Annotated in this window: 9 protein-coding genes; 7 read left to right on the top strand and 2 right to left on the bottom strand. The window is 47.3% G+C overall.

Annotated elements, in window-relative coordinates; genetic code table 11:
* Positions 1 to 57 precede the first annotated feature (57 nt).
* Entirely contained in the window at positions 58 to 1,467 is a 1,410-nt protein-coding gene (locus ABVF09_RS14285; RefSeq protein WP_051382254.1) for a DHA2 family efflux MFS transporter permease subunit, read from the bottom strand.
* Positions 1,468 to 1,744: 277 nt separating this feature from the next.
* Here ABVF09_RS14285 and ABVF09_RS14280 point away from each other — a divergent pair, with 277 nt between their 5' ends.
* Complete coding sequence (locus tag ABVF09_RS14280) at positions 1,745 to 2,326, top strand: TetR/AcrR family transcriptional regulator (RefSeq protein WP_153465431.1); 582 nt, start codon at positions 1,745 to 1,747, stop codon at positions 2,324 to 2,326.
* Between the two features lie 73 nt (positions 2,327 to 2,399).
* On the opposite strand, the gene ABVF09_RS14275 is transcribed toward ABVF09_RS14280, so the two are convergent.
* Entirely contained in the window at positions 2,400 to 3,302 is a 903-nt protein-coding gene (locus tag ABVF09_RS14275) for a helix-turn-helix transcriptional regulator (protein WP_371069470.1), read from the bottom strand.
* A 267-nt stretch (positions 3,303 to 3,569) separates the two neighbouring features.
* Here ABVF09_RS14275 and ABVF09_RS14270 point away from each other — a divergent pair, with 267 nt between their 5' ends.
* The 6 genes from ABVF09_RS14270 to yicI all read left to right on the top strand — a co-directional run bounded on the left by ABVF09_RS14270 (position 3,570) and on the right by yicI (position 12,314).
* Positions 3,570 to 4,814 (top strand): ABC transporter substrate-binding protein, encoded by a 1,245-nt coding sequence (locus tag ABVF09_RS14270; protein WP_371069469.1) that lies wholly within the window; start codon positions 3,570 to 3,572, stop codon positions 4,812 to 4,814.
* 33 nt (positions 4,815 to 4,847) lie between these two features.
* The gene (locus ABVF09_RS14265; protein ID WP_371069468.1) at positions 4,848 to 6,845 is read left to right on the top strand and encodes a glycoside hydrolase family 31 protein; all 1,998 of its coding nucleotides are present in this window, start codon (positions 4,848 to 4,850) and stop codon (positions 6,843 to 6,845) included.
* Between the two features lie 80 nt (positions 6,846 to 6,925).
* Positions 6,926 to 8,188 carry an ABC transporter substrate-binding protein gene (locus ABVF09_RS14260; protein WP_371069467.1) on the top strand — a complete coding sequence of 421 codons (1,263 nt, stop codon included), beginning with the start codon at positions 6,926 to 6,928 and terminating at the stop codon, positions 8,186 to 8,188.
* 78 nt (positions 8,189 to 8,266) lie between these two features.
* Positions 8,267 to 9,148 carry a carbohydrate ABC transporter permease gene (locus ABVF09_RS14255; RefSeq protein WP_026569438.1) on the top strand — a complete coding sequence of 294 codons (882 nt, stop codon included), beginning with the start codon at positions 8,267 to 8,269 and terminating at the stop codon, positions 9,146 to 9,148.
* Between the two features lie 2 nt (positions 9,149 to 9,150).
* Entirely contained in the window at positions 9,151 to 9,969 is an 819-nt protein-coding gene (locus ABVF09_RS14250) for a carbohydrate ABC transporter permease (RefSeq protein ID WP_026569439.1), read from the top strand.
* A 32-nt stretch (positions 9,970 to 10,001) separates the two neighbouring features.
* The gene (gene yicI / locus ABVF09_RS14245) at positions 10,002 to 12,314 is read left to right on the top strand and encodes an alpha-xylosidase (RefSeq protein ID WP_371069466.1); all 2,313 of its coding nucleotides are present in this window, start codon (positions 10,002 to 10,004) and stop codon (positions 12,312 to 12,314) included.
* Positions 12,315 to 12,502 lie beyond the last annotated feature (188 nt).

Below are 12,502 nucleotides of genomic sequence, written 5' to 3'. Positions count from 1 at the left end.
TTGAAAAATCCCCTCCGAATAAAAAGGAAGGGATTTTTTGCATGTCTGTAATCATGTTTAGCTTTCTGCCATTTCTGCCTCCGGCGCTTGTTTGACACGCTTTATCCAAAAGGACAGGACAAGGCTGATCACCCCGAAGAGAAGCATAACGAAGTAGGCGTCACTGATTCCCTGGATAGAAGCTTCCATGGTCATGTGTGCCTGTGTTTCGCCGTTAGCCGCACCTTGGGCCGCAATATCCTGTAGATGGGTTTTCGTTCTGCTCGTCATAATCGTGACGATCAAGGAAGTACCGATCGCACCGGCCACTTGCCGTGCCGTATTGGAGATAGCCGTTCCGTGTGCATTCAGCCTTGACGGCAGCTGGTTCAATCCAGCCGTTTGCAGCGGCATTAAAAATAATGCCATCCCGATCCGGCGTCCTGTGTACATCAAAATGAGGAATGTATAGCTTGTTGAGTCACTCAGATTGGCGAAGCTGTAGGTGGTTGCGAGAATGATCGCTATCCCGATGATGGCCAGCCATTTCACCCCGTAGCGGTCGAAAAGCTTCCCGACAGCAGGGCTCAACAATCCCATCAAAAGCGCGCCTGGAAACATGAGCGCGCCTGCTTCCAAAGCGGTGAAGCCCCGGGCGTTTTGCAAATAAAGCGGTAGCAAAATCATATCGGCATACATCACGACCGTGATGACGCAGTTAATGATTGTCGTCAGAGAAAACATATTGTAACGGAACGCTTTTAAATCAAGGAAAGGTTTCTCTGAAATCAACTGCCGCCACGTGAATAATCCGATCGTAAGCGCGCCGACAGTAATCGAAATGATTACTTCTATATTGGACCAGCCTTCGTTTCCCGCCTCACTGAAGCCATACAATAGAGCGCCGAATCCGATGGTGGAAAGAATCAGACTCACCAAGTCAATCTTGCCCTTTTTGGTTTCCGAGACGTTTTTCAAAAAGATGAAGCCGCAAATGATGATTATCACCACAAATGGCACCATGCCGTAAAACAAGACCTGCCATGGAAAAGCATCGAGTATATAACCGGTAAGCGTCGGCCCGATGGCAGGGGCGAAAATAATCGCAAGCCCGACTGTACCCATTGCGGCTCCCCGTCTTTCCGGAGGGAAAAGCGACAGAACGACGTTCATCAACAAAGGCATCATAATTCCGGTGGATGCTGCCTGGATGAGCCGCCCGGTGAGCAGGACAGGGAAGTTCATGGCCATGGCGGAGACAAGCGTCCCGGTTAGGAAAATGATCATCGCGGTCTGGAACAGCTGGCGGGTCGAAAAACGCAGCATCAAAAATCCCGTGACTGGAATCAAGACGCCATTCACCAACATATATCCTGTCGTCAGCCATTGTCCGGTTGCTGCTTCAATGTTGAATTCTTCCATCAATGTCGGAAGTGCCACCGTCATGGTCGTTTGGTTGAAAATAGCAAAGAAAGCGCCCAAAATCATGATCGTCAAGACCGGACCCTTTCTGATTGGAATGCTGTCTGTTGTGTCGTTGGAAGTCAATGATTGTCATCCTTTCTTAGGTGTTTCAGTAATTTTATAAATTGTAGTATAATTTACAACATATAAATTAAATTATAGATAGGAAAATAGGCGGGTTCAACATACAATTTTTCGTGATCTGTCTATTAATTTACAAGTATTGATGTATTGTAGCTTAAAGCTGGGAAACTCAGCAGATTTTGAAAAATTGTTGTATAGAAAGAAAGGGGAAAAGGAGATGGAGGAAAAGAAAAAAACGGATCCACGGATCGTTCGGACACGTCGGTTGTTGAAGGATGCGTTTGTCGAACTGATTCAGGAAATCGATATCGAAAAACTGTCGGTAAACCGTCTGGCAGAACGGGCGACGATCAACCGGGTCACCTTTTACCTGCATTACCGCGATATACCGGATATGCTGGAAAAGATGGCTGATGAAATGATGAGTAATCTCATTGAAGTATGGAAGGAAGCGAAAGCAGAGCGAAACTCGGCTGAAGAAACCGAAAAGTGGCACGTAATGGAGAGCGTGCTGCATCATATAGCCGACAATGCAGCGTTTTACAAAATCGTTTTCACCTCTAAGCGGATTCCGATTTTCAGAGACAGGCTGTTGGCATTTTTGACAGAGCGGATCATATCCAGGGTGGAACGGAAAGGAGAAGAGTCCACTGTACATAAAGACATTGTGATTTGGTATGATTCCGCAGCCTACATGGGTACGATCGTGGCCTGGCTGCAAAATGATATGCCGTATACGCCGTCTTATATGGCGAAACAGATTTATCAGCTTCGCCACAGAGAGTTGGAGGAGAGATAGACGGATTAGATGTTTTTGGTAAAAAAGACGATTCCCTTTATTTGAGAATCGTCTTTTTAGTGGCTTGATCAAGTTATCTATTCGAAAAACCTATCGGCTCTTCTGCCGGCTCTTTCATTTTTCTGAACTGCGAAGGCGTGCACTTTTTATAACGTTTAAACGTACGGATGAAATAACTCTGGTTGTCGAACCCGACGTCCAACGCGATGGTCAAGATTTTTCGGCTAGTTTCCCGCAGTAATTTCGCTGCATGATTGATACGGATGGTATTGGTATATTCAATCGGGGTCATCCGGACAATGGATTTAAAGAATCGATTGAAATGCCCCTCACTCATTTGCACAAGGCAGGCTAAGTCTTTGATCTTTATTTTTTCGTGGAAATGGTCCTCTATATATAAGAGGACTTTTTTAATTTGGTCCGTTTTTTCGTTATGAACCGTTTTTTCAGGTATAGGATAGTTCCCCAACCATTCTGCCATCACCTCGAACAATAACCCTTTGATCGCCAATTCATAGGCTGGCGGCCTGTTTTGGGCATAGTGGATGATACGGGAAAGGGAGTGTAAAATTGATTGCTCCCAGTCAGTGTTCGGTTTGATGATGAGAGGCTGGGACGTTTCCAGCTGTTCCAACCGGTCCACATAATGGGACTCTATTTGGTCATACGCAAAGCTGCGGAGGAAATTAAGGTGAAAGACAATAGCGGTAATCTGAAAAGCGTTTTGTTGCAAAGGATAGGCTGCATGAAGCTGGCCGCTCGGAATCAGGACAGCTTCACCAGGCTCTAGGATGACACTGGAGGAACCAATTTGAAAAATGGCCGGTCCTTTTTCCAGCAGCGTAAATTCCATTTCATAATGCCAGTGCAAGCCAAAAATAACACCATTGGAATCAAGTTTATTTTCCGTATAGGTTCTTAAAGGAAACATTGGATCTCCATGATTTCTGTCTTCCATCAACCGATTTTTATCCATTTGTGATTCCCCCCTTATCTCTCAATATATCAGAATTGTGTTATAAATTGCGAGAATTAATAAAGAAAACGCTTTCTATTATCACTATTATTTTAATTAAGCATTTGATTCTCCCTTATTAGGCAGCTCGACAAATCAAACGCGTTCAAACCGCCAATGGACAGGGGTCTTATTTTTTTATCAAATAGTGAAAGCGATTAACTAAGTCTTGCTGCATGAGCAAAATGGGAGAGTGCTGATCTTACAAGAAAAGAAGGGGTGTTGTTGTTGAAGAAAGGATGGCTGTTGTCTTTTACTAGTTTGCTGCTTCTCTTCATGCTGAGCGCTTGCGGAGGTGGTTCCAGTATCACAGAAGAATCCGGGACGGACACGGAAACCGCGGATGGAAAACAGGAAATTCTTTTGTGGCACTATTATACCGGATCGGAGGAGTACCTGACGGAACTGTTGGACAATTTCAATCAGTCACAGGATGAAATACACGTGAAGAGTGAATACGTGCCGTTCAGCGATATTAAAAAGCAATTATCCATCGGCTCTGCCGGAGGCAATCTTCCTGACATTATTATATCGGATACTGTCGATAACGCTTCTTTGGCATCGATGGGCGTGCTGGCCGACATTACCGACAAAGTGGAGAACTGGGAGGAGACGGAAAACTTTTTAGAATCTCCTTTGCAGTCGACAGTCTATGAAGGAAAAAACTACGGCATGCCTCTGACAAGTAACGCGTTGGGTCTGTTTTACAACAAAGGCATGTTCGAGGAGGCAGGAATGGAGCCGCCTGAAACATGGGGCGAGCTGAAGGAAACTGCTGCAGAATTGACGACCGATGACCAGAAAGGACTTGGTGTCTCCGCTGTCAAATCAGAAGAAGCCACTTTTCAATTTTACCCGTTCCTTTATTCGGCGGGAGGAGATTACCAACATTTAGATTCGGCAGAAGCAAATAAAGCATTATTGCTTATCAAAGACATGCTGGACGCTGGATCGATGAGCGAGGATATACTTAGTTCGACCCAGGATGATCTAGCAACGAAATTTTCCTCTGAGCAATTGGCGATGATGGTCAACGGCCCCTGGATGATCGAACGCCTGCAGGAAGCCAACCCGGACATGGACTTTGGCATCGTGCCGATTCCGCAAGACAAACAAGTTTCCTCCGTACTTGGCGGCGACAATATCGAAATTACCAAGGAGGCCAATGTGGATGCGGCCTGGGAGTTTCTGAAGTGGCTGCTGGCTCCTGAGCAAATCGAAGGCTTTACCAAGAACACAGGGTATTTTCCGCCAAGACAGGATGTTTTGAATGAGTCGGACTACTGGAAAAACGATGACTATTTACAGGCTTTCATCCCGATTATGGAAGTGGCAGAAGCGCGCGGACCGTCACCGGATTGGCCGAAAATTTCCGAAGCGATTCAAATCGCCATCCAGGAATCACTGACCGATTCAAAATCAGTGGACGAAGCATTGTCCGATGCGGCCGCTAAGGTAGAGGAAGTAGAATAACCGATTACTGCTGAGTTGGAGGGTGCAGGAGATATGAACGATGTTTTCAGTAAACAAGGCAGCTGCCTGATAAGAGAATACGATAGTGAAAAACTTTGGATAGAACCGTGGGGAGAAAACAGCTTGCGTGTCCGCTCGACATTTCATGCTGAAATGGAGCCGCAGGATTGGGCCCTGCTTGAACCGGAAGAGGGAACAGCCGAAATTACGATCGGCGAGGAAAAAGCCGTCATTCAAAATGGCAAGATCCGGGCCGAGCTGACAAGTGCCGGCAAGCTTACTTTCTATAACCAAAAGAACGAGATACTACTGGAAGAGTATGTCCGAAACCGCAAGAACATCAAAGCGTTTTGCAGTGCGTTGAAAATCGATGCGCGTGAGTTTCAGCCCCACTTGGGCGGAGATTATCAACTGACGTTAAGATTTGAATCCAACCCGGAGGAAAAGCTTTACGGGATGGGGCAATACCAGCAGCCGATATTGGATTTGAAAAACTGCACGCTCGAACTTGCCCAGCGAAATTCACAGGCCACCGTGCCATTCGCACTATCCAGTCTCGGCTATGGATTTCTCTGGAACAATCCAGCTGTGGGGCAAGTGACGTTCGGAAAAAACATCACCGAATGGAAAGCAGAGTCGACCAAGCAGCTGGACTATTGGATAACGGCCGGTGACAATCCTGCAGAAATCGAAGAAGCCTATGCCAAAGCGACCGGGACGGTGCCGATGATGCCGGATTATGGAATGGGTTTTTGGCAGTGCAAGCTGCGCTACCAGACACAGGAGGAATTGCTGGAGGTCGCAAGGGAATATAAACGTCGCGAACTCCCGATTTCGGTGATTGTCATCGATTATTTCCATTGGCCGAAACAAGGGGATTGGCGGTTTGATAAAGATTACTGGCCAGATCCGGAAGCGATGGTCAAGGAACTGAAAGACATGGGAATCGAGCTGATGGTGTCGATTTGGCCGACTGTCGATAAGCAAAGCGAAAACTATGAAGAAATGTTGCGAAAAGGCTACTTGACGAGAACGGATCGCGGCATCCGTATAAATCACGACTTTCTGGGCAACACGCTTTATTTTGACGCCACCCATCCAGGGGCTAGAGAGTATGTCTGGAACAAAGCAAAACACAACTATTATGACTATGGGATCAAAACCTTTTGGCTTGATGAGGCAGAGCCGGAGTACAACGTCTACGATTTTGACAATTTCCGCTACCATATCGGGCCGAATCTCCAGGTCGGAAATATTTATCCAGCCATGTATTCAAAAGCATTTTACGATGGCATGACCGCCGAAGGACAGGAGAACGTGGTCAATCTTGTCCGCTGTGCCTGGGCCGGCAGCCAGCGGTACGGCGCGCTCGTATGGTCGGGAGATATCGACTCCAGTTTTGCTTCACTGCGCAATCAGTTTGCCATTGGCTTGAACATGGGACTTGCCGGCATACCATGGTGGACAACGGATATCGGCGGTTTTCATGGCGGCAATCCGGATGACCCGGCGTTCCGAGAATGCATGGTCCGCTGGTTCCAATATGGTGCGTTTTGTCCCGTTTTTCGTCTTCATGGCGATCGGGAACCACACCAGGAACCGTTGGGAACAAGCGGTGGCGGTTTATGCCCAAGCGGCGCGGACAATGAGGTGTGGAGCTACGGAGAGGAAGCTTATAAGATTTTTAAAAAATATATGGGAATACGTGAACGGCTTCGTCCGTATATAACCGAATTGATGGAAGCGGCGCACGCAAAAGGGACTCCGCCGATGCGCCCATTGTTCTACGACTTCCCGCAAGACCAGGAAGCCTGGAATGTAGAGGATGCTTATATGTTCGGACCGGACCTGCTAGTGGCACCAATATTGTATGAAGGTACGGCACGCCGTACGGTCTACCTGCCTCAAGGGGAGACTTGGAAGGATGCAAACAACGGCAACGTCTACGAAGGCGGACAGCGGATTACCTGCGAAACACCGCTTGATACCATGCCGCTGTTTGTAAGAGGAGACGCGGAACTGCCTTTATAGGGTCTGTCTATTTATCTTTTATCCGTGTAAAGTTGATGATGTTCTAACAAAAAATTGTGTTTATTTTAGGAGGACAAAAAGTGAAAAGGATTAGTGGTTTAGTATTGGCAGTCATTTCATTGGTACTCGTGTTATCTGCATGCAGTGGCGGAACTTCCATCACCGATGACGAGCAATCTGGTGGTGAGGGAGAAGCAGCGGAAGCTTCCAAGGATGTTACCATCTGGTTCCATTACACCGGAAAACAGCAGGAAGAGTTTTTAAGTCTGATAGATGAGTATAACGAGTCGCAGGATCAGTATGAGGTGGAAGGAGAATACGTTCCGTTTGCTGACGTGAAAAAGCAGCTTTCTGTCGGTGTGGCCGGCGGTACGCTGCCTGACATGGCTTTGATGGATGTAGTCGATAATGCCGCCTTTGCTGAGCAGGGGGTTTTGGAAGATATCACTTCGAAGGTTGAAGAGTGGGGTGAAATCGATAACTTTTACGAAGGGCCCGTGGAATCGGCCACATATGATGACAAATATTATGGTTTGCCTGTCGGCAGTAATGCGCTTGGACTTTTTTACAACGAAGATTTACTGAAGGAAGCTGGCATCGAAGAGCCGCCAACTACCTGGGATGAATTGAAGGAAGACGCAAAGTCGCTGACAAACGATGATACGAAAGGCTTTGCGGTTTCTGCTGTCAAATCGGAAGAAGGCGCTTTCCAATTCTATCCTTTCCTGCGTTCGGCAGGGGCTGACTATGATTCGCTCGATTCGGAAGGCGCTGTGGGAGCGATGACGCTCTTGACCGACATGATAGACGATGGTTCGATGGGCAGCGATGTGGTCAATGCAACCCAGGATGACCTGGCAAGACAATTTGCCGCAGGGAAACTGGCCATGATGGTCAACGGTCCTTGGAATATCGAGCGCCTGAAGGAAGAAAGCCCGGACATGAATTTCTCCATCAGCCAGATTCCCAAGGATGAACAATTTGCTTCCGTCTTAGGTGGGGAGAACCTGACGATTATCAAAGACGGAAATGTCGATGGCGCATTTGATTTCTTGACCTGGTTCCTGGAGCCGGATCGTCACGAAACGTTTACGTACGAAACGGGTGTCTTCCCGGCAAGAAAAGATGTGTTGGAAAATTCGGACCACTGGACGGAGGATCCGTATTTGAGCGGTTTTGTGCCGATCATGGATGGAGCCGTACCGAGAGGACCTTCTCCGCAATGGCCGGAAATTTCCGAGTCGATCCAAATTGCGATACAGGAATCGTTGACCGGAACAAAATCACCAGAAGAAGCATTGAACAAGGCAGCAGAGTCCGTCAGCGAAACGGTTGACCAGTAATGAGCAAAGCCCCTTGGCATGAGGGGCTTTGCCTTTAAACCGCAATCAAGAATACAGGGAAAAAGGAGACAATTCGGTATGAAAAAAGGCAGATGGGGAGAATATTTGTTTATTTACCCGGCAGTGATTTTCATGCTGCTGTTAATCGGATATCCCCTGATTTACAACATCATTTTAAGTTTCCAAGACGTAGACCTTAACAGCCTGGCCACCGGTGAAAAGCATTTTGTCTGGTTCGATAATTATAAAGCGTTGGCCAATCAGGACGGATTCGGGATTTCGGTCTGGAACACGATTGTGTACACGCTCGGAAGTGTCGTGTTCCAGGTCGTGATCGGCTTTTTACTTGCTTTGTTTTTCAGCATGAAATTCAAGCTTGCTTCTTTCCTGCGAGGTGTCGTGATGATCAGCTGGCTGATTCCGCTCACCATTACCGCCCTGCTTTATAAATTTATGATGGGCTCCGGAGAAGGGATCTTCAACCAGATGTTAATGGGAATCGGCTTTATCGATGATCCGATTCAATGGCTTTCCAATCCGGACATTGCCTTGTGGAGTGTCATCATCGCCAATATCTGGGTCGGAATCCCGTTCAACATGCTGCTATTGTCGACCGGATTGAGCAACCTGCCGGAGGATGTCTACGAAAGTGCCAGTCTGGATGGTGCAAATTGGTTCCAGAAACTGTTCAAAATAACGATTCCGTTATTGCGTCCGGTACTCCTCGTTGTGTTGATGCTTGGATTTATTTATACATTCAAAGTGTTCGACTTGGTGTTTGTCATGACAGGAGGCGGACCGATCAATTCGACCGAAGTGTTGTCCACCATTGCTTACCGGCTTTCCTTCAATGAGTTCCAATTCAGCCTGGGGGCCGCGGCAGCAAACATTTTGTTTATCATTTTACTGGTTGTCAGTGTCATCTACCTGTTCATGATTAACAAGGATGAGGAGGCGTAAGCATGCAAAAGCGAAAAGAATGGATGTTGAATAGTTTAGGGATCCTTTTCGTCTTGATCTTTTTATTTCCCGTTTATTGGATGATCATCACGGCTTTTAAGAGTCAATCCGAAATCTTTCAATCTACGCCGACGTTTTGGCCGAAAGACTTTCAGTTCAGCAGTTTCATCGATATTTTCAAGGACAATGTCGGTCAGTATTTCCTTAACAGCTTCATGATCGCCGGTTTGGCCACGATTCTGGTATTGGTGCTGGCGGTACCTTCGGCGTATGGATTGGCTCGTTTTAAAGTGAAAGGGAAAAATCCCATGATTCTGTTGTTCCTTGTCACGCAAATGCTGCCGGCGACCGTCATTTTGACACCGTTGTTCATCGTTTTTAACAACCTGAGTCTTCTGAACACGTATTGGGGACCGGTGCTTACATGTGCCACCTTAGGTGTGCCGTTTTCTGTCTTGATTTTGCGGACTTTTTTCCTGGGTATTCCCAAAGAACTGGAGGAAGCGGCAAGCATTGATGGCTGCGGTCGGTTCAGAACCTTTATACGTGTAATTGTGCCGATATCGTATCCAAGCATCGTAGTATGTGCTGCCATTTCCTTCTTCTTTTCCTGGGGGGATTTGATCTTCAGCATGACGTTCAACCGGAACCAGGACTTATGGCCGCTGACGGCAGGGATATACAACGCAATCGGGCGTTATGGAATCGAGTGGAATGACTTGATGGCTTTTGCTACCGTATCGGTACTGCCGGTCATCGTGATTTTTGTCATCTTGCAGAAACAACTTGTGAAAGGCTTGGTCAGCGGCTCGATTAAATAGAGCAATCAATGCAGTAAGGAGTGTAGTAACAGATGAAGTTTACCAATGGATTTTGGCTTACCAGAGAAGGGTACGACATCAACTTTCCCAGAATGGTACGTGACGTAAAAATCGAGGATGAAAGAGTGACTCTTTTTGCACCTTGCAAGGATATCAACCACCGTGGGGATACATTGAATATTCCTTCGCTGACAATCGAGTTGACCGCGCCAGTCGAAAACGTCATCCGTGTAAAAGCGTGGCATCATAAAGGAGAAGTGCATCGGGGACCCGATTTTGACGTACCCCCTGAAGAAGTATCTTTGAATACAGAATCGACCCAGGAGGAACTCCTTGTTTCCAACGGTTCCCTGCAAGTAAGGATCCAGCGCAACCCATTCCGCGTCCAATTTTTGCACGGTGATACGATGCTGACGCATATGGAATCGAAGGGGCTTGCCTGGATCCAAGGGCCGGAAAAGGAAAGCTATATGCGCGCCCAGTTAAATCTTGGTGTCGGGGAAAGTTTGTATGGGCTGGGTGAACGGTTCACGCCATTTGTGAAAAACGGGCAGGTTGTTGAAACGTGGAACAAGGATGGGGGAACCAGTTCGGAGCAGTCGTATAAAAACGTTCCATTTTACCTAAGCAGCCGCGGTTATGGCGTGTTTGTCAATCACCCGGAAAATGTCAGCTTTGAACTAGGTTCCGAAGCGGTGTCCAAAACCCAATTTAGTGTGGAAGGAGAGCTGATGGATTACTACGTGATCGACGGCCCAACACCGAAAGAAGCCCTTGGCCGTTATACTGAACTGACTGGAAAACCGGCACTGCCCCCAGCCTGGTCGTTCGGCTTATGGCTGACTACCTCGTTTACGACTGATTATAACGAGGAAACGGTCAATCATTTTGTAGACGGGATGGCAGAACGTGGTATTCCATTAAGCGTGTTCCACTTCGACTGCTTTTGGATGAAAGAATTTGAATGGTGCAATTTTGAATGGGATCGGGATTGTTTTCCGGAACCCGAGGCCATGCTGCAGCGCTTGAAAGCAAAAGGGCTGAAAATATGTGTGTGGATCAATCCGTATATTGCAGAGAAGTCTCCTTTATTCGATGAAGCGGCCGCCAATGGTTACTTGCTTAAAAAGAAGAACGGCGATGTCTGGCAATGGGATTTATGGCAGGCGGGAATGGGGATTGTCGATTTCACCAATCCGGATGCTTGTGAATGGTACTCAAGTAAATTGAAATCCTTGCTGGATATGGGAGTCGACACTTTCAAGACGGATTTCGGCGAGCGTATACCGACCGATGTGGTGTATTTTGATGGTTCAGATCCAGAGCGCATGCACAATTACTATGCATTCAAGTTCAATCAGGTGGTCTTCGATTTACTGAAACAGGAAAGAGGGGAAGGCGAGGCGGTTGTTTTTGCACGAGCAGCGACTGCCGGCGGTCAGCAATTCCCCGTCCATTGGGGCGGAGACTGTGATGCCACGTACGAATCGATGGCAGAAAGCTTGCGAGGAGGTCTTTCACTTACCCTTTCCGGCTTTGGTTACTGGAGCCATGATATCGGCGGCTTCGAAAACACGGCCACACCTGATTTGTTTAAACGCTGGACGGCATTCGGCTTGTTATCCAGCCACAGCCGCCTGCACGGCAGCAAGTCCTATCGGGTGCCATGGCTTTTTGATGAAGAAGCGGTGGAAGTGACCAGGCATTTTTCACAGTTGAAAAACCGCTTGATGCCGTATTTGTTCGCGAAAGCAGTAGAAAATCGTCAGACCGGGGTTCCGGTGATGCGGCCGATGCTGCTCGAATTTCCCGATGACCGCAACAGCCATGTGCTCGATCAGCAGTACATGCTGGGGGATTCCCTGCTTGTAGCTCCGATTTTTAATGAAGAGGGAATTGGCTCCTACTACTTGCCACATGGCAAGTGGACCCATTTGCTGACAGGTGAAGTAGTCGAGGGAGGTTCCTGGCATCAGAAACACTATGACTATATGAGCCTGCCGCTGTTCGTAAAGGAAAACACCATCCTGGCGATGGGGAAAACCAACGACCGTCCCGATTATGACTATGCGGACGATGTATCCTTTGCCATTTATCAGCTGAACGACGGGCAGAAAGCAAATGCTGCCGTTACAGATTCAACTGGCAGAAGCAAAGGGAAAATCGAGGCAACCCGTAAAGGGAGCCAAATAACCATCACAACAGACATGGAGTCACTTTCCTATTCCGTTGTCTTAAAAGGAATGGACTCTTTAACATCCGTTTCTTCTGGTGATTTGGAAAAACTAGCGGACGGTATGTGCATCCGCCTGAAAGATTCAAAGGAGGTGGTGCTCACTCTCTAATGAATGCTGAACGATCTTTATCTGACAAGAGCTAGACAACAAGAATAGCTGGCCACCGTTTTCAACGAATAAAAGACCCCCTCTTTTAGAAAATTGGAAACGGTGGTTTCTTTATTACTTTTTTTGGTAGGAAAGTAGTGTTTTGTGGAAGAAAAAGAGAGTTCTGATAAGAAATAACTGAGGAAAAG

It is taken from the genome of Sediminibacillus sp. JSM 1682029, from assembly GCF_041366435.1.
Taxonomy (GTDB): Bacteria; Bacillota; Bacilli; order Bacillales; family Amphibacillaceae; genus Sediminibacillus; species Sediminibacillus terrae.
This window is presented reverse-complemented; position numbering and strand designations above follow the sequence as displayed.